This window comes from Mesorhizobium sp. WSM4871 (assembly GCF_055811295.1).
On the sequence record NZ_JBVVPU010000004.1, the window covers coordinates 56,930 to 75,723 of the forward strand.

Annotated in this window: 18 protein-coding genes and 2 pseudogenes; 12 read left to right on the plus strand and 8 right to left on the minus strand. The window is 64.3% G+C overall.

Annotated features, from left to right (window positions below; all coding sequences use genetic code 11):
• Window positions 1-3: 3 nt before the first annotated feature.
• From xylB to AC0L2H_RS09575, 8 genes are all read left to right on the plus strand, one after another.
• On the plus strand, window positions 4-1,524 hold the full coding sequence (gene xylB / locus AC0L2H_RS09540; RefSeq protein WP_473589961.1) for a xylulokinase: 1,521 nt from the start codon (window positions 4-6) through the stop codon (window positions 1,522-1,524).
• Window positions 1,525-1,543: 19 nt separating this feature from the next.
• Window positions 1,544-2,224 carry an HAD-IA family hydrolase gene (locus AC0L2H_RS09545; RefSeq protein ID WP_473589962.1) on the plus strand — a complete coding sequence of 227 codons (681 nt, stop codon included), beginning with the start codon at window positions 1,544-1,546 and terminating at the stop codon, window positions 2,222-2,224.
• Between the two features lie 14 nt (window positions 2,225-2,238).
• Complete coding sequence (locus tag AC0L2H_RS09550; RefSeq protein ID WP_473589963.1) at window positions 2,239-3,072, plus strand: MurR/RpiR family transcriptional regulator; 834 nt, start codon at window positions 2,239-2,241, stop codon at window positions 3,070-3,072.
• 40 nt (window positions 3,073-3,112) lie between these two features.
• Window positions 3,113-3,823, plus strand: coding sequence for a ribose-5-phosphate isomerase RpiA (rpiA, locus tag AC0L2H_RS09555; RefSeq protein ID WP_473589964.1), 711 nt, complete (start codon window positions 3,113-3,115; stop codon window positions 3,821-3,823).
• Window positions 3,824-4,068: 245 nt separating this feature from the next.
• The gene (locus AC0L2H_RS09560) at window positions 4,069-5,163 is read left to right on the plus strand and encodes a substrate-binding domain-containing protein (RefSeq protein ID WP_473589965.1); all 1,095 of its coding nucleotides are present in this window, start codon (window positions 4,069-4,071) and stop codon (window positions 5,161-5,163) included.
• Window positions 5,164-5,273: 110 nt separating this feature from the next.
• On the plus strand, window positions 5,274-6,800 hold the full coding sequence (locus AC0L2H_RS09565; RefSeq protein WP_473589967.1) for a sugar ABC transporter ATP-binding protein: 1,527 nt from the start codon (window positions 5,274-5,276) through the stop codon (window positions 6,798-6,800).
• A gap of 25 nt (window positions 6,801-6,825) precedes the next feature.
• On the plus strand, window positions 6,826-7,830 hold the full coding sequence (locus tag AC0L2H_RS09570) for an ABC transporter permease (protein WP_473589968.1): 1,005 nt from the start codon (window positions 6,826-6,828) through the stop codon (window positions 7,828-7,830).
• Between the two features lie 32 nt (window positions 7,831-7,862).
• On the plus strand, window positions 7,863-9,284 hold the full coding sequence (locus AC0L2H_RS09575; RefSeq protein WP_473589969.1) for an FAD-binding oxidoreductase: 1,422 nt from the start codon (window positions 7,863-7,865) through the stop codon (window positions 9,282-9,284).
• Window positions 9,285-9,324: 40 nt separating this feature from the next.
• Here the strand turns inward: AC0L2H_RS09575 and AC0L2H_RS09580 are convergent, their stop codons facing one another.
• Together AC0L2H_RS09580 and AC0L2H_RS09585 are read right to left on the minus strand one after the other, a co-directional pair.
• Entirely contained in the window at window positions 9,325-10,089 is a 765-nt protein-coding gene (locus tag AC0L2H_RS09580) for an SDR family NAD(P)-dependent oxidoreductase (protein WP_473589970.1), read from the minus strand.
• A 42-nt stretch (window positions 10,090-10,131) separates the two neighbouring features.
• Window positions 10,132-10,310, minus strand: a pseudogene (locus AC0L2H_RS09585) (glucose dehydrogenase); the annotation flags it as partial.
• 23 nt (window positions 10,311-10,333) lie between these two features.
• Here AC0L2H_RS09585 and AC0L2H_RS09590 point away from each other — a divergent pair.
• Both AC0L2H_RS09590 and AC0L2H_RS09595 read left to right on the plus strand, forming a co-directional pair.
• Window positions 10,334-10,747, plus strand: a complete 414-nt coding sequence (locus AC0L2H_RS09590) for a LysR substrate-binding domain-containing protein (RefSeq protein WP_473589971.1) — start codon at window positions 10,334-10,336, stop codon at window positions 10,745-10,747.
• A 45-nt stretch (window positions 10,748-10,792) separates the two neighbouring features.
• Window positions 10,793-10,963 (plus strand): annotated as a pseudogene (locus AC0L2H_RS09595) (SDR family oxidoreductase); the annotation flags it as partial.
• Between the two features lie 38 nt (window positions 10,964-11,001).
• On the opposite strand, the gene AC0L2H_RS09600 reads toward AC0L2H_RS09595, so the two are convergent.
• From AC0L2H_RS09600 to AC0L2H_RS09625, 6 genes are read right to left on the minus strand one after another with little or no spacing between them, the layout of a single operon-like run.
• On the minus strand, window positions 11,002-11,775 hold the full coding sequence (locus AC0L2H_RS09600) for an SDR family NAD(P)-dependent oxidoreductase (protein ID WP_473589972.1): 774 nt from the start codon (window positions 11,773-11,775) through the stop codon (window positions 11,002-11,004).
• Window positions 11,776-11,780: 5 nt separating this feature from the next.
• Entirely contained in the window at window positions 11,781-13,115 is a 1,335-nt protein-coding gene (locus AC0L2H_RS09605) for a dihydroorotase (protein ID WP_473589973.1), read from the minus strand.
• Window positions 13,116-13,130: 15 nt separating this feature from the next.
• Window positions 13,131-14,066, minus strand: a complete 936-nt coding sequence (locus AC0L2H_RS09610) for a polysaccharide deacetylase family protein (RefSeq protein WP_473589974.1) — start codon at window positions 14,064-14,066, stop codon at window positions 13,131-13,133.
• Between the two features lie 12 nt (window positions 14,067-14,078).
• On the minus strand, window positions 14,079-15,104 hold the full coding sequence (locus AC0L2H_RS09615; RefSeq protein WP_473589975.1) for an NAD-dependent epimerase/dehydratase family protein: 1,026 nt from the start codon (window positions 15,102-15,104) through the stop codon (window positions 14,079-14,081).
• 30 nt (window positions 15,105-15,134) lie between these two features.
• Window positions 15,135-15,884 (minus strand): SDR family NAD(P)-dependent oxidoreductase, encoded by a 750-nt coding sequence (locus tag AC0L2H_RS09620; RefSeq protein WP_473589976.1) that lies wholly within the window; start codon window positions 15,882-15,884, stop codon window positions 15,135-15,137.
• A 10-nt stretch (window positions 15,885-15,894) separates the two neighbouring features.
• The gene (locus AC0L2H_RS09625) at window positions 15,895-17,211 is read right to left on the minus strand and encodes an MFS transporter (protein WP_473589977.1); all 1,317 of its coding nucleotides are present in this window, start codon (window positions 17,209-17,211) and stop codon (window positions 15,895-15,897) included.
• A gap of 229 nt (window positions 17,212-17,440) precedes the next feature.
• Here AC0L2H_RS09625 and AC0L2H_RS09630 point away from each other — a divergent pair, with 229 nt between their 5' ends.
• Window positions 17,441-17,791 carry a RidA family protein gene (locus AC0L2H_RS09630; protein ID WP_473589978.1) on the plus strand — a complete coding sequence of 117 codons (351 nt, stop codon included), beginning with the start codon at window positions 17,441-17,443 and terminating at the stop codon, window positions 17,789-17,791.
• Between the two features lie 79 nt (window positions 17,792-17,870).
• Window positions 17,871-18,785 (plus strand): nitrilase-related carbon-nitrogen hydrolase, encoded by a 915-nt coding sequence (locus AC0L2H_RS09635; RefSeq protein WP_473589979.1) that lies wholly within the window; start codon window positions 17,871-17,873, stop codon window positions 18,783-18,785.
• Window positions 18,786-18,794: the final 9 nt, after the last annotated feature.

Below are 18,794 nucleotides of genomic sequence, written 5' to 3' on the forward strand. Positions count from 1 at the left end.
GCGGTGACGCAGGTCCTGCTTGGCATCGACATCGGCACCTCAGGCTGCAAGGCGCTGCTGATCGATGCAGACGGCGCTGTGATGGCAAGCTGCACCGAGACCTATGGACTTTCGCAGCCGCATCCCGGCTGGACGGAGCAGGATCCGCGGCTCTGGATCGAGGGTGCGCGGGCCGCCGTCGCCGGCATCCTCGCGCGCAAGCCGGATGTCGAGATCGCAGCCGTCGGTCTCTCCGGCCAGATGCACGGCCTGACCCCCCTCGACGAGACGCACACGGTTCTGCGTCCGGCGATCCTGTGGAATGACCAGCGCAACAGGACCGAGTGCGACGAGATCAACGAGCGGGCGGGCGGGCTGGAGGGATTGCTGACGCGCACCAACAACCGCATGCTGGTCGGATACACAGGCGGCAAGATCCTGTGGATGCGCAACCACGAGCCGGAATTGTTCGGCCGGCTGCGTCACGTCTTGAACCCCAAGGACTACCTCCGCCTGGTGCTCACGGGAGAACTCGCGACCGAGGTTTCTGACGCGTCGGGCACCGGCCTGTTCGACACCCGCAAACGCGTCTGGGCAACCGGCCTGCTCGGTCTGCTTGGGCTCGACCCGTCGCTGCTGCCGCGGTGCCACGAGTCGCATGTCGTCAGCGGGCGTGTCAGCAAGTCCGGCGCGGCACTGTTCGGGCTCCCGGCCGGCACACCGGTGGTCGGTGGTGGCGGAGACAGCGTCATCCAGACGATCGGTTCGGGAGTTATCGCGCCGGGTGAGCTGCAGACCACGATCGGCACGGCAGGCATCGTCGCGGCAGCGCTCGACGAGCCGGTGGCCAACCCGGACGGCCGGCTGCAGGTCTTCTGCAATGTGGCACCGGACAAGTGGCATTGCATGGGCGTCTCGCTCAACGCCGGTGGCGCGATGGAGTGGCTGCGGGCGTTGCTCGGCGGCTTCGCTGGCGGCGATACACCGTCCGCCGAACGGATGGTGACGATTGCCGCCGAAGCGCCGGCCGGGTCGCGTGGGCTCCTCTTCTTGCCCTACCTCAATGGTGAGCGCTGTCCGCATCCAGACCCTTCCGCGCGTGGCGGTTTCGTCGGGCTGACCGCACGCCACGGCGCGGCGGACATGGCTCGCAGCGTCATGGAAGGCGTGACCCATTCGCTGTTCGACATCTACGCGCTGATGGAGAGGGTCGGCATCGGCCGAACCCTGATCAAGGCCTCCGGCGGTGGCGCCCGCTCGGCACTGTGGCGGCAGATGCAGGCGGATCTCTTCGGCTGCGATGTGGTGACGACCGAAGGGGCGGCGGAAGGCGGCGCCTTTGGAGCGGCCCTGATCGCGGGCGTCGGGGTGGGGGTCTGGCCCAGCGCAATCGAGGCGGCAAGAGCGTGTCGTCCCGTCACCCGCGAGACAGCGGATGCGACCGCAGGCGAATTGCTGCGCAAGTCCTTCGAGATTTATGGCGGCCTCTATGGCGCGCTGGCCCCGAGCTTTGCCGCGATCGGCAAGGCTGGACTCGACCGTTGATGGCAGAGGGAGGCGTCGTATGAGCCCACGCAAGGACAGCTACCAGGCGCTTGTCTTCGACCTTGACGGCACGCTTATCGACAGCGCGCCCGACATCGCCGCCGCCGTGAACAAGGTGCTGGAACGTCGCGCCTGGCCGATCCAGAGCGTCGCCTTCATCGAGACGTTTATCGGTTTTGGGCCGCGCAGATTGCTGCTCGACATGTTTGTGGCGCTCGGTCTGCCGAGCGACGATGCGACAGTGGACGAGGCGGTGAAGGAGTATCTCGATAACTATAGCCGGGAGCCTGCCGGACGTACGCTGTTCTATCCGCATGTCCGCGAGGATTTGGAGGCGCTCCATGGCGCTGGCGTGCGTCTCGGCATCTGCACCAACAAGCCGCAAGGACTGTCGCTGAAGGTGCTCGAAATCCTGGGCGTCGCGCCGCTGTTCGAAGCGGTTGTGGGCGCGGATGCGGCGCCCGTTTGCAAGCCGCACCCAAGCCATCTGCTCGCCGTCGCCGAGCGTATGGGCATCACTGGCGACGTCTGGGCCTATGTCGGCGACACCGCCGTCGATCAGGCGACCGCCACCGCGGCGCGTGTACCGTTCTATGCCGTTTCCTGGGGATGCGGCGGACAGGTCGCCGTGGAATCCGAGTGGCGCCTTGACCGCCTGATCGATCTGGCAGCCAATTCCGGACTTGTTCAAGGCAAGTAGGGAGGCCGGTGGCGATGAGCCTGTTGCAACGCATCGTGCAGGAGAGCGGGGAGATGGGCTCGGCCGAGCGCAGGGTGGCCCGTTTCGTCAGCGCCAATCCGGGCGACGTCATCCATATGAGCATGGCGCGCCTGTCGGAGCAGTGCGCGGTAAGCGATCCGACCATCATGCGCTTCTGCCGACGCTTTGGCTTCCAGGGTTACCAGGACTTCAAGCTCAACCTCGCCCAGAGCCTGGTGCCGTCCGCGCCCTTTGCCTACGAGCAGATCGTTCCAGGCGATTCAATCCAGAACGTTGTGCGAAAGACGGCGCGCAACTCGCTGAACGCCATTCAGCGGCTGCTGGAAGATCTCAATCCGGGCGAGGTCGAAGCCGGAGCGAGGCTGCTATCCACTGTCTCGTGGGTCGGCATCTATGCCAGTGGTATTTCCGAGATTACGGCGCTCGATGCCGAACACAAGTTCCAGCGCCTGGGCATGCGTTGCGCAGCCCTCGTCGGGCGCAAGAAGCAATGGCTGCATGCGGAGACCTCGCGACCGGACGAGGTCGCGCTGATCTTTTCCCAGTCGGGGCACACCAAGCAGATGGTCGACGTTGCCACGGCATCGCGCGCCAAGGGCGCGCGCGTGCTGTCGGTCACCGCGGCGGGGAGCCCGCTCGCGCATGTATCGGACGTTCTGATTGCGGTGCTGCCCTACGACCGGACCGAGATCATGACGCCGCTCGCGTCGCGCCTCAACCACCACCTCGTCGTCAACATGCTGGTGACGGCGATTGCCATGACGAGCGGCAGCGAGTTCCCCGACCAACTGCCGGCTCTCGATTCCTGGCAGACTGACAAGATCTGAACACTGCCCGCATGCGAGCCGCCGAAAGGAAGACGTGACAATGAGCACACAGGACGAAGCCAAGAAGGCGGCCGGACGCCGTGTAATCGAGGAGTTCGTCAGGGATGGCATGAAGCTCGGCCTCGGCTCGGGCACGACCTCGCATTTCTTTGTTCGCGAGCTTGGCAAGCATGTTGCGGACGGCCTGAAACTCACCTGCACGACCACCTCTCGCTCTACCAATGACGTCGCCCGCCAGGTCGGCATCGCGCTTACCGACCCTAACGAGATCGGCGAGCTTGACCTTACGATCGACGGCCCCGACGAGATCGATCGCGAATTCAACATGATCAAGGGCGGCGGGGCCTGCCTGCTGTGGGAGAAGATCATTGCCCATGCGTCCAAGCGCATGATCACCATCTGCGATGAAACCAAGATCGTGGAGCGGCTCGGCGCCTTCCCGTTGCCGGTGGAGGTGGTGCAGTTCGCCTGGAGGCAGACCGAACGCATGGTCGCCGAGGCGCTCACCGACCACCGCATCAAGAACGCGATCATCGAGCGCCGCATGCGCGACGGCCAGCCGGTCGTGACCGACAGCGGCCACTTCATCCTCGATTGCCGCTGCGGTGTCATCCCGTCGCCGGCCAAGCTGGAGACGGAATTGAACCGTATTCCCGGCGTGGTGGAGAACGGCCTTTTCACGCGCGAGTCGCGAGGAATGGTGGTCGGCTGCCTCGACGGCACGACCTACGTGGCTATGCGTAGCGCGTAGTGAAGTCTATATTTTGATTGATGCCATTGACGGGCGCCGGATCAGTGCGCGACCGGCCGAGCCGGGCCTGCGTCTTTTAGACGTTCGGCCTAATACTATGAAAACAGTAATATTTTCCTGAAAATCTGAAACTCGCAAAGCCAAACTCCACGAGTGAAGATGCTGGAGATAGGGCGAGCTAGCCCCTTGCCTTGGTTCTGAATAACTAGTATTGCTAGATAAATCACATCCTGGGAGGAAAACAGATGGATCGATTGAACGGACTGACGCGGCGCGGCTTGCTGAAGGCGGGCGGCGTACTGGGCGCGGCCATGGGCGCGAGCGCCCTCGTGGGCAAGGCAGCCTGGGCGCAGGAAGCCGGCTTTATCCCTTTCAGCAATAAGAGCCTCGACTACTACTTCTTCGTCATCCAGGAAGAGGCGGTGAAGCGAGCCGTCGGGGCGAACAAGATGAAGTTCCAGGCAACCAACGCCAGCTTCGACAATACGCGTCAGCTCGAGCAGTGGCAGAGCCTGATGCTGAAACAGCCCTCGGCGATCGTGTCGGATCCAATCGACAGCCAGGCGATTGTCTCAGCCATCCGCCGCTACAATCAGAAGAAGATTCCCGTTGCGATCATCGACACCCCGTCCGATGGCGGCGACGTGGCGATCACCGTCAGCTTCGACAACAAGCTCGGCGGCGTGATGGCCGCGCAGCAGATCATCAAGCGCTTGACCGAAAGGCATGGCAGCCCGAAGGGCACAGTGCTCAACTGCTTCGGCGCGCTCCAGAGCGTGGCTTGGCGCCTGCGCAAGGAAGGCATGGACGAGGAATTCGCGAAATACCCTGATATCAAGTATCTGGCGCGTCCGACCGAAGGACAGCTCGATCAGATGCTCGCCGTGACCCTTTCGACGCTCTCCGAATTCCCCGATCTCGATGCAGTCCACGCGCCGTCGGACTCGCCGTCGCGCGGCATCGTCACCGCGCTCCAGCAGAAAGGCCGCTGGAAGAAGGTCGGCGAAGACGGTCACGTCATTTTCGTCAACATCGATGGCGAGCCGGTGGCGCTGAAGTGGATCCAGGACGGCTTCATGGACGCCTGCGTCTCGCAGGACCCGATCGCCTACGGCGAAATCGCGGTCGAGATGCTGGTCAAGCACTCGCTCAAGAGCGAAGCCGTTCCGATCGGCACCTACGAGAACAAGAAGTACTTTTGGGAGAAGGGCGAGATCGTCGCCGGCGCCACCGGCCCGACGCTCATCATCCCGCCCTTCGTCATCGATGCGTCCAACTCCGGCGACAAGCGTCACTGGGGTGCGATCTCCGAAAAGGAATGGGGTATTCCCTACACTTGATGATCTGCGCAAAGATGTCCTCCCGTGCCACGCCGGTCCCGCCGGCGTGGCACTTGTGGCGTGAGAGATCGCTCCGCATGATAGCAGCCCGACCGATCGGGAGTTCGTAATTGACAGCCGAATCCGCCAGACAGCCCAGCGCAGACCCGTTTATCTTCAGGGTCGAGAACCTCAGCAAACGCTACGGCTCAACCCTCGCGTTGCGCGACGTGTCGCTCGGTATCCGGCGCGGCATGATCCACGGGCTTCTGGGTGAGAACGGTGCCGGCAAGTCCACGCTGGTCGGACTGATCTCCGGTCAACGCGTTCCATCCAGCGGCACTATCTATCTCGACGGCCGGCCGATCGAGAATGTCGACGTGAAGGCGATGGAAAAGGCTGGCGTGTTTCTGGTCACCCAGGAGCCGATGATCATCGATCACGTGACGGCGGCTGAAAACCTGATGCTCGGCATCTGGCCGAGCAGGAGCGGTTTCGTGAACTGGCGCAAGCTCAGGGACGATGCCTCACGCATGCTGGAGGGCACCGGCATAGACCCGCAGGCGATGGCCGGCAGGCTGGATGCGGTTGCCCGCCGCAAGCTCAACATACTGCGCGCCATGTTCAGCGGCGGCAAGGTGATCATCCTCGACGAGCCGACCGCCGCCCTTACCGTCGAGGACCGGGCTCAACTCTTCAGCTTCATGCGCGAACTGAAGGCGCAAGGCGTCACCTTCATCTTCATCTCGCACTACAATGACGAGATCCTCGAGATCTGCGACGCCTGCTCGGTGCTGCGCGACGGGGCGCTGGCCGGCGGCACGGAGGATGTCGGCAGCCTGACGTCCGAGCAGCTTTCGGAGTTGGTGCTTGGCCGAGGTCTCGTGCTGTTTCAGCGCGAACGCCGTACATTCGCGACCGAGGAGCCCGTGGTGCGACTGCGCGATGTGGCCAGTGGCACGATCGGCGTCAAAACGCTCGACCTGCGCCCCGGCGAAATCGTCGGCTTCACCGGACTGCCGGGGGCAGGGGCCAAGGAATTGGCTCGCGCGATCTTCGGGCTCGCACCTACCCAATCCGGAACCATTGCGTTTGGGACCGAAAAACCGCGTCCGCTGCCCGCCACCCCGCGTGACGCCTTCGACATGGGCATTGCCTTTCTTTCCGACGACCGGCATCGCGACGGTCTCGTGGCGCAGATGACGATCGGGGAGAATATCTCGCTATCGTCGCTCCCGGTCGTGGCGCGCGGCGGTTTCCTGCGACCCGAGGCCGAGAAGCTGCTCTCGGACCGCTATTTCCGTGCCATGGGCATCAAGGCCGCAGGCCCAGCGGCGGTGGTCGACACGCTGAGCGGCGGCAACCAGCAGAAGGTCTGCCTTGGCCGTGTGCTCGCCACGAAGCCGCGCCTGCTCATCCTCGACGAGCCGACGCGCGGCATCGACATAGGCGTCAAGCAGGACGTGCTGCGCATAGTCGACGAGCTTGCCCGCGACGGCGTGTCCGTCATTATCGTCTCGACCGACACAGACGAGATCGTGCGCGCCGTCGACCGGGTTTGCGTGTTCGAGGACGGCGCGATCCGCGAAGAATTCTCAGGCGAGGCGATCTCCAGCGAGCGCCTGCGCCAGGGAGCCAAACAGCGGGCTGACGGATGACAGCCACCGGACAAGGAAAGACGCCATGAGCCAGACGACTGCAGCCGCCGCCAAGCCGACCCCGGCTTCCGCCCCGCAGCAAGGCGGGAAGTCGGTGCTGGGCTGGGTGCTGCACAACGTCGTGTGGATATGGCTGATCGCGCTGGTGGTAATCTTCGGCCTGTTTAACGAGTTCTTCTTCACCACCTTCAACCTGCAAAACATCATGGTGCAGGCCACCGTGCTCGGCATGATCGGGCTTGCGGTTGCGCTTCCGCTGCTGGTCGCCGAGATCGACCTTTCGCTTCCGGCGAACCTCGGCTTCTCCTCGGCCATCGGCGCCATGGCCTATTCCGATCTCGGGCTGCCGTGGCTGCTGGCGATGCTGGTGGGGATCGCAGTCGCCACCTTGATCGGCTTCTTCAACGGCCTGTGCATCACCAAGCTCAAGATGGTCTCGCTCATCCAGACCCTGTCGATGATGATCATCCTGCAGGGCGCGCTTCTGACGCTGACCCAGGGCCGCACCATCACCAACCTCCCGGACGCCTATGTGTGGATCGGCCAGGCCGCCATCGGCGGCGGCTGGCCCATCATGCCGGTCGTCTTCATCATAGCGCTTGTCGCAATGGCCGTGTTGCTGCGCAACACCGTGCTCGGCCGCAGCATCTATGCGGTGGGCGGCAATCCCGTCGCCTCGAATTCGGCCGGCATCCGCGTCGACCGGATCAAGATCATCACCTTCACCATCGCTGGATTCCTCGCCGGGGTCGCGGGCTTCCTGCTTGCCTCCTGGCAGATGGCCATCACCTCCAACCAGGGTTCCAGCTACCTGCTTTACGCCATCGCCGCGCCGATAATCGGCGGCGTGAGCGTGTTCGGCGGGCGTGGCAACATCGTCGGCGTGCTGGGCGGTGTGCTGCTGCTCACGGTCATCCAGGTCGGTCTCGCCATCATCTCCGTGCCGTCCTTCTATGTCGGCATGATTGGCGGCTTCATGATCTTTATCGCCGTCGCCATAGACGCGATCCGCGTGCGTTACTTCGGCTGATGCCGCCCGCCGCGCCAACGGCCACCAGCGGCGTGCCCGCTGGCGAAGCGCTCGAAGCGCTTCGCTCCGTCCTCGATGCCGCAGGTTTCATCGACGGATCGGCGCCGGAAGCCGAGCGCTACCTGCACGACTGGACGGGTGACTATCGCGGCGCGGCGCTTGCCGTGCTGCGGCCGAAATCGGTCGAGGAGGTGCAAGCGCTGGTACGCATCTGCGCCGAGCACCGCGTTCCGATCGTGCCGCAAGGCGGCAATACCGGACTCGTCGCCGGTGCCGTCGCCGATGGCCCGCCAAGCGTCGTTGTGGTCTCGCTCGAGCGGCTCAACCGCATACGCGGCATCGACGCCGTGAACTTCACGCTGCGGGCCGATGCCGGGGCCGTCCTGCAGACGCTGAAGGATGCGGCCGATGCCGAGGACATGCTCTTTCCGCTGGCGCTGGGTGCGCAGGGCTCGTGCCAGATCGGCGGCAATTTGGCCACGAATGCCGGCGGCATCAACGTGCTGCGTTACGGCATGACGCGCGATCTCGTTCTTGGGCTCGAAGCCGTCCTGCCCGACGGTAGCCTGTGGGAAGGCATGTCGGGACTGCGCAAGGACAACCGTGGCTACGATTTGAAGCAGCTTCTGATCGGTTCGGAAGGAACACTGGGCATTGTGACGGGCGTCGAAGTGAAACTTTTCCCGCGGCCAGCCAACGTGGAGACAGCCTATCTCGGCCTGGGTTCTTTCGCTGACGCCATGGCGCTGTTCGGCACGGCGCGCCGCGTGTGCTCCGACCTTTTGACGGCCTTCGAGGTGATCGGCTCGGAATGCATTGCGTTTGCCACCTTGAGCAATCCTGAAACACGGGTGCCGCTGGAAGGCGAGTGGCCGGTGCACGTCCTTATGGAGCTTGGCTGCAGTTCCGCCATCGACGGTCGTGCGCTGCTCGAGGCGCTGCTTGGCGAGGCGTTCGCGGCCGGCCTGCTCGGCGACGGCACAATCGCGCAGAGCCGCGCCCAGGCTCGCGCCTTCTGGGCGATCCGCGAAGACCTCGTGGAAGGGCAGGCGAAACGCGGCCGGCACATCCGCACCGACCTGTCCGTGCGCCTGGGCGACGTGGCGCCGATGATCGAGAATGCCCGCAGTTACGTTCTGTCGAACTGGCCGGGCTGGGAGCCTATTGCCTACGGCCATGCCGGCGACGGCAACATCCACTTCAACGTCATGCCGCCGACAGACCTGTCGGCGGGGGCGGTGCGCGAGCGGGGCACGGACCTGTTGGACGGCCTCTACGGCATCGTTCGCGGTTTTTCTGGCTCCTTTAGCGCCGAGCATGGCGTCGGCCGGAGCCGTCGTGCGATCTACTGGAAGTGGCTGACGCCGGAGCAGCAGAAGGCTGCCGCCGCAATCAAGGCTGCCTTCGATCCACTGGGCATCATGAATCCCGGCTGCCTGATTCCCGACGGATGAAGCACCAGCGTCGGAGCATGCCCTCCGTGCAGTTCCCCGCTCAACGTGTCGTGTAGCCGCCGTCGACGACGAGCACTTCGCCTGTCACGTAGCTCGCTGCGTCCGAACAAAGGAACACGGCCGCCGCCGCGATTTCTTCGGGCTGGCCGACGCGGCCCATCGGCGTCATGCGTTGCCAGATCGGAAACCAGTCCGGGTTCTCGATCCCGCCGCGCGACATGTCGGTATCGATGTAGCCGGGCGCGACCGCGTTGACGCGGATGTTCTCGGCCGCGACCTCGCTTGCCAGGCTCCTGGTCATCATGTGCACGGCAGCCTTGGAGCTGTTGTAGGCGACCTGGTTCTGCGGAATGTTGGAGACGATCCCCGATATGGAGCCGACATTCAGAATGGCGCCCTTGCCCTGATGTCGCATTGGCGCAAGTGCCGCGCGGCAGCACCGGAACACAGCATCGACATTGATGGCCATGATCCGGCGCCACGTCTCGTCGGGATAGTCGGCGCTATCGCCATGACTGGCGATGCCGGCATTGTTGACGAGGATGTCGAGCCTGCCTTGGCGAGCGATCACTTCAGCGATCAGTCGGTCGGCGGCGGGAGCATCCTCGAGTTCGGCGGCGATGAAGTTGAAGTCGATATCCGCGTCGAGAAGCGTTTTCTCCGCCTCCTTGCCGAGGCTTCTGCCGCTTATGACGACGCGTGCGCCGACCTCACCCAGCGCCTTGGCTATGGCGAGGCCGATGCCGCGGGTGCCGCCGGTCACCAGCGCCACCTGTGAATCAAGCCGGAATCGATCGAGGATCATGGGTGTCTGTCCTTTGCAATCGGGAGCGCCTTCAGATGTCGACGCTCCGGGGAGGATAACCAAGTCGCGAATGGTGACGGAATGGTGACGCATGAATAGCACCGCTTCCGCCACCTTGCGAGGCTCCATCAGACTGCCCGCGGCGAGCGCCTCGCCATCGTAGCCTTTGGCCAATCGCTGGGCAGCGCCGTCACCACCGGGCCGGTCGTCACCGCTCCGACTGGCGGCCAAAGGCCGGCCCAACGTGCCGGCGGACCTCGCCACGCACGAATGCACCCACTTCATGGACCCGCAGCGAGGCAGGCCGTTCGAGTGCGAGTTTCAGCGTTCGTCCGAGACGATCATGGTGAAGACCGGTGTCCGGTTCACCTTCACGGACGTTGATATGATGGTTGAGGCTTGCCTGGGCGGGCTGGGTATAGCCCAGGTCCTGGCCTTTGGAGTTGAAAGCCATCTGGCGATCGGGTCGCTCGTCGAACTTTTCCCGGATTGGCCCGACGAAACTTTCCCTCTCTATGCAGTCCGCCCTCCCGCCGTTTGCCGCCGGCCAAAGTCGAGGCGTTCCTGGCCTTCTGTGAAGAGATTTCGGGGCGGAGTGCCGCCTGACGGCAGCGTCAGTCGCGATGCACCTCGTCGAAGGCTTTTCTCGCGGCGATGATTTCTCCGACATGCGTCCTCGCGCCATGGAGCTGCGGCAGGTGGCACTATCCTCAAGCGCACCGGCACGCCCGCAGAGGTCGCCGGGCTCATACCCTACCTCGCCCGCGATGGAACGGCTTTTGTCACCGGCACCAGCATCACGATGGATGGCGGTTACGTCCTTGAACACTCGGGGCCATGCTGGCGCGGTGGTTTTGCAAACGTGTCAGCATGATTGCGCTCTCTGGCGCGTCGGGCTGAAGTCTTCCTTCGTCAGCCCGCCATCCAGCCGCCGTCCACCATCAGGTTGATGCCTGTGACGTAGCTTGCCATGTCGCTGGCGAGAAACAAGGCGGCTCCGGCCACATCGTTTGGACGTCCAAGTCGCGGCCATGGCGTGCGCCGTCGCGAGTAGTCGAGCGCGTCGGGATCGTTGGCGACACCCGGCTTGCCGGTGACAATCTTGCCTGGCGCAATCGCATTGCAGACGATCAAATCGTCGGCGTGGTCGACCGCGATTTGCCGTGTCATCTGCACGACGCCGCCCTTGCTCACTGAGTAGGGAAGGTCGCCGGGGCAGGCGACCATGCCATGCTGCGAGGAGATGTTGATGATGCGGCCGCGCACATCGTTGACGGGTGCTTGGGCAAGCATCTGCATCACAGCCCGTCTCGAGCAGTAGAAGAAGCCGGTTAGGTTGACGCTGATGACGCGCTGCCATTGTTCCGGCGTGGTGTCGATCAGATTGGTGCTGGTGTAGATCGCGGCATTATTGACCATCACGTCGAGCCGTCCAAACTGCGTGACGGTCGCACCGACCAGCGCATCGACGGTGCTCCAGTCAGATATGTCGGTCTGGATGTAGACGGCAGCTTTGCCGGCCGAACGGATCAACTGCACGGTGCTTTCACCTCCCTCGATCGGCTGCTCGACCGTGTCGGCGATGACGACGCTCGCACCCTCGGCCGCGAATTTCAGCGCGATCGCACGGCCGATGCCGGAACTGCCGCCGGTGACGATGGCGGTCTTGTTGGCGAGCAGGGGCATGGTTCTCAGCTTTCCCGGGTGACGATGGTTCCAATTTTCGGGCCGATCAGTTTTCCCTCGCGCGCGATTTCGCGACCGCGCAGGAAGACGCTTGTCAGCCGCGCCTGAACGGTCCAGCCATCGAATGGCGTATAGCCCGCTCGCGACACTTGATCGGCATTGGCGATGGTGCTGGACTGGCGCGGATCGAGGATGAGGATATCGGCATCGTAACCGGCGGCGATCCGGCCCTTGCGCCGGCCGAGGCCGAAGCGCTCGGCCGGATTGCCGGCGCACAGGCGCACCAGGTCGGACAGGTCGATAAGCCCATCGTCGACCAGTTTCAGCATCGCCTGCAGCAGCGTCTGCAGCCCTGGCATTCCGCCTGGAATGTCGGCGAAAGCCGCGTAGGGTGCTGCCTTCTCGGTTGGCGCGTGCGGCGCGTGGTCGGTGGCGACGATGTCGATCAGTCCCGCGCGTAGCGCGGCGCGCAGCGCATCCACATCATGCGGCGAGCGCAACGGTGGCGAGGCCTTGAGATTGGCGCCTTGCATCTCATAATCACCGGCAGTGAAGAAGAGGTTCTGCGGGGTGGTTTCGACGCTGGTGTCGGCCATGCCGCGCAGCCGGCTCCACGTCTCGACGCCGAGTTCGGAATTGATCTGGCGTACATGAATTCTGGTCTCGGCCGAGGCGGCGGCAATTAGCGCCCGGGCGATGCCGTTAGCTTCGGCCAGCGGCGTCCGGCTGGCCTGAAAGGCGGCTATGGTGCCGGAGCGGTCGCGCATTGTGCTGCCGGTCAGGATCGATTGATCGCCGGGCGAGATGCCGATCAAAGTGTCGGTGCCGGCGAAAGCCTTCAACGCCTCGGCCACGGCGTCGAGCGTCGCGAAGAGGAAGTCATCTGGCACATCGGCAGTGAAAAGCTCAAACGAGACCGGCGCCAGGTCCAGCAGGCGAGGAATAAGCGACAGGTCGCGGCTGACGACGGTCTGCAGGCCGACATCGACATGGATGCGGGCCTCAGTCATCGCCATCTTGTCGGCAAGCTGTTCAGCCGTGGCCGTCCAAGGCTCGTCGGTCGGCATGTCGAGCACCGTCGTCACGCCACCAAGGGCCGCGGCATGCGTGCCGGAGGAAAAGTCCTCCTTGTGCGTCAGTCCGGGCTCGCGCAGATGCGCGTGCGCGTCGACCAGGCCGGGCAGCAGATAGGCACCGGCCGCATCGATAACGGTCCCGGCCGAAACTGTCTCGCCAGGCGCGACAAGCGCTGCGATACGGCCGCCGGTAATGCCTACATCGCGCCGCTCGAACCCTTCGGCGTTGACGATGGTGGCTCCCCGGATCAGCGTATCGAACATGCAGTCTTGCTTCCGTCAGCCGCGCCGCTCGAAGCCGACATGGTTCTCCAGCCAGAACCGGGCAATGTCTTGGCGGCGCATAAAGGCAGCGGTCGGCTTTTCCTTCACGTGCTCGATCACCTCGCGCAGCCCGGACGCCCGGTTGGGCTGGCCCATCCATCGCGCATGGATGCCGATCGTCAGCATGCGGCCGCCGGTCTCGTCCGCCTCGTCGAGCATGTAATCGATCGCCGAGCGGCAATCCTCGGCAAAATCGCGCGGATTGCTGTAGCCCGGCGCCACCAGATAGCGGCTGTCGTTGAGAGTCTTGGAATAGGGCACGACCAGGATCTCCGTGCCCCGATGGTCGAGGAAGTAGGGCAGGTCGTCATTGCAGGGATCGGAGTGGTAGAGGAAGCCACCTTCCTCAACGAGCAAATCGCGCGTGTTGACGCTGGGCAGCGAGCGGCAGTTCCAACCCAGGGGGCGCCCTCCAAGCAGCTTCTCGTAAAGCGCGACCGCTTCATGCAGATGGCGCTTTTCCTCGCTGCGCTCCATGGTGGTGTAGTCGATCCAGCGCAGGCCGTGGCCGAGCAGATCGTGCCGTCGCGTTTTCATCCATTCGACGAAAGGCGGGTTGCGCTCCAGTGCCACCGCGCAAGCGGAGATGGTGATCGGGATGTCGTAGCGATCGAAGAGTCGTGCCAAGCGCCAGACACCGGCGCGGCTGCCATATTCGAAATGCGTCTCGGTGCCGAGGTCGCGCACCGGCGGGCTCGAGGTCAGATTGTATTCGCCCCAATTGTCGTTGCGGCCGTCTTCCAGCCATGAGTACTCCGAGCCTTCCTCGTAGTTGAGCACGAGGTTGATGGCGAGCTTGACGCCGCCGGGCCAGGTCATGAAGGGCGGGCGCGGACCATAGCCGACGAAGTCGCGCGGCTGGGGCGGTTGCAAGGCAGCGCTCGGCGTCATGGCAAATTCCTCTCAGCTCGTTTCGTTGGCGGCTATCCAGTCCATGTAAGCGTGGAAGGCTTCCTTGCCGGGACGCGGCCGCCATGTGGTGTCGCGCAGGATGCGGGCGATGTCATACGCGCCCCACATGCCGCCTTTCAGTCCCACATCCTGGACGATATTGGCGTCTTCTCCTGATGTCACCTCGGCCTTCAGGCCCGGCACGCGTTCCCTTGCCCAGCCGACGATCTCGCCGATGGTCTGGCTGGATCCGGAGCCGATGTTGTAGTGGCGGTAATTGAGGTGCGGTGCATCGATCAGCGCGAGGATCGCGGCGGCAACGTCGGTCGAGGCGATATAGTCGCCGACGGAGTCCAGGCTGTTCGGCCTGATCACCTCGCCGGCCAAAGCCATATGCGCGACGCGGTTGGGAACATGGCGAAAGTTGCGGCTCTCGGTGGCGCGGTCCATCGGGCCGTAGACGGAAGCAAGCCGCACCGAGACCGCCGACAGGTCGAACAGGTCGGCATAGCGGTTGGTCACCATTTCGGAGGCGAATTTCGAGATGCCGTAGAGCGTCAACGGCGCGACATAGCCATCTTCCGGCAGCGGCTCGCTGCTCCAGTCTGGTCCATTGTGACGGTAGACGGAGCCGGAACTGACATAGACGAAGCGCTTGAGTCCCGGTCTCGCGCGCGCCCAGTCCAGCATCCGCACGGTGCCCATGAGATTGACGTCGACGATGCGGGCAGGGTCTTCAGCCTCCGGCTGGCGTTTTGCCTCCGAGGCGCTGCCGCGCGAGATCGGCGTGACCGTCGCGCCATGCACGATTGCCGTGATGCCTTGCCTGTCGAGCGTTGCGGACCAAGCCTTCGGGTCGAGGACATCGGCAGCGATCACCGTGAGCCGGTCGCGCACCGGGGCGAAATGCCTTTCGGCCGCCGCGTCGAGACCGGACCGGTCGAGGATCACGGCACGGGCTTGCGGATCGCGGTCCAGCCATGCGCGCGCGACCACGCTCATGACAAAGCCGGTGCCTCCCGTGACGAGCAGCGTCATGCGAACTCCTTTGAAGTTGAGCGAAGAGGGTCAGCGCGTCGCATAGCCGCCGTCCACGAGCATGTCGGATCCGGTGACGAAGGATGCGTCCGATGACAAAAGGAAAGCAGCCGCCGCGGCGATCTCATCCGGCTCTGCGATGCGGCCGAGCAGATGGGCGGATCCAAGACCGGTATTGGCGGCCTCGAAATCTGGAAATCTGCGCAGCAGGCGCGCTGTCGCCACCGCGCCCGGCGACAAGCTGTTGACGCGCACCTTGTCCGGCGCATGGTCGACAGCCATCGCCTTGGCGAGATGGATCAGTCCCGCCTTGGCGGCGCAATAAGCGACGGCCTTAGCGGTCGCGACCCGTCCGAACTGTGAGCCGATGAACACTACCGAGCCGCCGCCGCCCGCGGCGATCAACGGCACCGCGAACTTGCTCATCAGGAAAGCGCCGGTCAGGCTGACGTCGAGTTCGTGTCGCCAGGATTGTTCGTCGAGATCGACGACGGTGGCGTTCGTCGATGGTGCGGCGGCGTTGTGCACCAGTCCGTCCAGCCGGCCGAAGCGCTGCTTGGCGATGTCGATGGCGTCGCTGGCCGACGCTGCATCGGTCACATCGCAGCGGCAGGCGGCCGCGGTGGCCCCAAGCCCATCGGCAAGTGCTTGCGCCGCCGCAAGATCATGGTCTGCGCAGACTACGCTGGCGCCTTCCGCAACGCAGCGTTGGGCAATGGCGGCGCCAATGCCGCTTGCGGCGCCCGCGATAAGGACAACGCTGCCTTGCAGCCGGTTCATCGCGGCGACCTCAAACCCGTTCCTCGACACTTTGCATGACCGGCCTGCGCAGAAGATTGTAGCAGGCGGCAAGCGCGACCAGGGCAGCGCCGCCACCGAGCAGCAGGAACATGGCGGGAGGCCCAAGATGCGCCATCAACCCTGCTGCGACACCCGGCGTCGCCACATTGCCGATCGAGTAGAGCAGAAGCAGCGTCCCGGAGGCGGCAACCATGTGCCGGCTATGAAGCTGCGATGCGCCGAAGGCCATCGCCACCGGATAGATCGTCAGCGCCGTGGCGCCATAGAGGAAGAACAGCACGAACAGCAGCGGCACCGACAAAGCGCCGAACCATGCGATCGCGGCGCAGGCCGTCACCGACACCAGTCCTTGCACCAGCAGTATCAGGCGGCGGTCGAACCTGTCCGAAAGCCAGCCGACCGGGGTCTGCGCCACCATGCCGGCAATGCTTATTGTGGTCACCAGCCAGACCGTGGCCGCCGCCGACAGGCCAATCTGCGTCCCGTAAAGAGGCGTCAGCACGAAGACGTTCATGTTGGTGATGCCGCCCTGGAAAATCGCCACGACTGTCACCGGCGCCAGCCTGAAAAGCGCCAGCGGTCCGAGCCGCCTGTCTGCCTTCGCTCCAGGCGCGGGCACCGGATCGGCCGGCACCGAAGGCAGCGTCGGCCAGCGCAGCCCGGCGAAGTTGGGCGCAAAGGCCACAAGCACCGTCGCCGTCGCGACCAGAAACAGATGCGGAGATTGCGGACCGACCATCGCCACCAGGACCTGCCCGAGCAGCACGGCAATCGCCGTCGTCAGCATGTAGACCGCGAACAGCGCGCCGCGATTGTGCTGTTCGGCATATAGATTGATCCAGCTCTCGCAGACGACGAACATCGAGGCCATCGACATGCCGCCGAGCAGCCGCAAGCAGAACCAGCCCGGCATGAAGTCGGTGAAGACGAAGCCCAGGGCCGACAGCAGCGCCGTTGTCAGGATCAGCAGGAATGTCCGCTCATGGCCATAGCGGGCGACCAATGGACGTGTCATCAGGCATCCGATCAGGAAGCCGACCGGATAGGCGGTCAGCACGATCTGCACGACGTCGGGGTCGACGCCGGGTTTGCCGAGGTGGAACGACACCGCGGTCGTCAACATGGCGCTGCCGATACAGGCGAGACAGACGCTTGCCATCATCGGCAGCGTGGCGCGGGAGCGCTCGGCGTTCCGCCACAAGCGCATCGCGGATTGAGCGATCGACCCCATGAATGCCGCTGTCGGCCGGCTAGGACGGGCGCCGGCGATCGCAGGCAGGATCAATGACCGACGCCGGATTCTCATGCATTGCGACGGCTCCCCTTGGCAGTCACGCTGGCCGGCGGCTGCTCTCCCAGACAGAAGCTACACCTCAGCATGCGTGCTGCAAGCGAAGATTGACACGGCTATGGCGTCATTTTTTTTGGCCATCCCAGCGGCGGAAAACGGCATCGCGTCATGCGACAGGCTTTACAGCCCTTTTGCACTCTCCCTACGATAGGTCGCCTGCCGAAGATCGAGAGGAGACCAGGAGATGACGATCGAACGTCTTGAGAACGGCCAACGCTTCTGCCGGGTGCTGCGCTACAACGGCACCGTCTATGTCTCCGGCCTGACGGCGGACGACCTTTCCGGCGATACCACCGCGCAGACGAAGCAGATTTTCGCCAAGATCGATGCGCTTCTGGCCAAGGCCGGCAGCGACAAGTCGAAGCTTTTGAGCGCCCAGATCTGGCTGCGCGACATCGCCGACTTCGACATGATGAATACGGCCTGGGACGCCTGGATCGACCGCGGCGCCATGCCGGTGCGCGCGACGGTGGAGGCGCGACTTGCCGGCGATCAGTATCGCGTCGAGATCATGGTCACGGCGGCGGTCGACTGACGCCGGGGTTCGGACAATTCGTAGAGCGCACCGCCGCCAATCCGGCTCTTTCCGGAAAACCTGTCGAGGAGACGACGCCATGGCTCGATGCCTGACTATCGCGGTCGCCCAGACCGGACCGATCCAGCGCAGCGCCTCGCGTGCCGAAACTGTCGATCGCCTCGTCCACTTGCTGGAGCAGGCAGCTTCTGCCGGGGCCGAGATTGCCGTGTTTCCCGAGATGGCGCTGACCACTTTCTTCCCGCGCTGGCGCATCGATGATCAGGCGGAGATCGATGCCTTCTTCGAAAGTGCAATGCCTGGGCCGGAAACGCGGCGCCTCTACGATGCCGCCGCGCGCCTAAAGGTCGGTTTCGCGCTCGGCTACTGCGAGATCGCGCTGGAAGACGGCCGGACGCGTCATTTCAACACCATGGACCTTGTCGGCCCGGACGGGCGCTTCATCGGCCGCTACCGCAAGATGCATGTGCCGGGGTCGAGCGAGCCGGAGGCAGGCACGACCACGCATCTGGAACGCCGCTATTTCGAGCCGGGCAATCTCGGCTTTCCAGTCTTCGATTATCGCGGCGTGCGCGTCGGCATGGCGATCTGCAACGACCGCCGCTGGCCGGAAACCTATCGCATGCTTTGCCTCAACGGCGCCGAGGTGGCTCTGCTTGGCTACAACACGCCGCTGCTGCTCGACGAGGCGCCGGCGCTGGCGCATCTGCGCATGTTCCACAACCATCTGCCGATGCAGGCTGGCGCCTACCAGAACACGCTGTGGGTGGCGGCGGCTGCCAAGGCTGGCCTCGAAGATGGCCAGGCGCTGATCGGTGGATCCTGCATCATCGCGCCGACCGGCGAGATCGCCGCGCAAGCGATGTCGCTCGACGACGAGATCGTCGTCCATCGCGCCGATCTGGACCTGATCGAGACCTGCCGGAAGGTGAATTTCAACTTCGCGCTCTATCGCCGCCCCGATCAGTACCGGCGCATTTCAGAACCGGTCTGAGATCGAAGC

Excerpts from the sequence above, each read along its gene's own strand:
- AC0L2H_RS09635 (WP_473589979.1), top strand. The coding sequence starts at position 17,871 with ATGGCTCGATGCCTGACTATCGCGGTCGCCCAGACCGGACCGATCCAG.
- AC0L2H_RS09560 (WP_473589965.1), top strand. The coding sequence starts at position 4,069 with ATGGATCGATTGAACGGACTGACGCGGCGCGGCTTGCTGAAGGCGGGC.
- AC0L2H_RS09545 (WP_473589962.1), top strand. The coding sequence starts at position 1,544 with ATGAGCCCACGCAAGGACAGCTACCAGGCGCTTGTCTTCGACCTTGAC.
- AC0L2H_RS09625 (WP_473589977.1), bottom strand. The coding sequence starts at position 17,211 with ATGAGAATCCGGCGTCGGTCATTGATCCTGCCTGCGATCGCCGGCGCC.
- AC0L2H_RS09570 (WP_473589968.1), top strand. The coding sequence starts at position 6,826 with ATGAGCCAGACGACTGCAGCCGCCGCCAAGCCGACCCCGGCTTCCGCC.
- rpiA (WP_473589964.1), top strand. The coding sequence starts at position 3,113 with ATGAGCACACAGGACGAAGCCAAGAAGGCGGCCGGACGCCGTGTAATC.
- AC0L2H_RS09600 (WP_473589972.1), bottom strand. The coding sequence starts at position 11,775 with ATGCCCCTGCTCGCCAACAAGACCGCCATCGTCACCGGCGGCAGTTCC.
- AC0L2H_RS09610 (WP_473589974.1), bottom strand. The coding sequence starts at position 14,066 with ATGACGCCGAGCGCTGCCTTGCAACCGCCCCAGCCGCGCGACTTCGTC.
- AC0L2H_RS09605 (WP_473589973.1), bottom strand. The coding sequence starts at position 13,115 with ATGTTCGATACGCTGATCCGGGGAGCCACCATCGTCAACGCCGAAGGG.
- AC0L2H_RS09615 (WP_473589975.1), bottom strand. The coding sequence starts at position 15,104 with ATGACGCTGCTCGTCACGGGAGGCACCGGCTTTGTCATGAGCGTGGTC.
- AC0L2H_RS09620 (WP_473589976.1), bottom strand. The coding sequence starts at position 15,884 with ATGAACCGGCTGCAAGGCAGCGTTGTCCTTATCGCGGGCGCCGCAAGC.
- AC0L2H_RS09580 (WP_473589970.1), bottom strand. The coding sequence starts at position 10,089 with ATGATCCTCGATCGATTCCGGCTTGATTCACAGGTGGCGCTGGTGACC.
- AC0L2H_RS09630 (WP_473589978.1), top strand. The coding sequence starts at position 17,441 with ATGACGATCGAACGTCTTGAGAACGGCCAACGCTTCTGCCGGGTGCTG.
- AC0L2H_RS09550 (WP_473589963.1), top strand. The coding sequence starts at position 2,239 with ATGAGCCTGTTGCAACGCATCGTGCAGGAGAGCGGGGAGATGGGCTCG.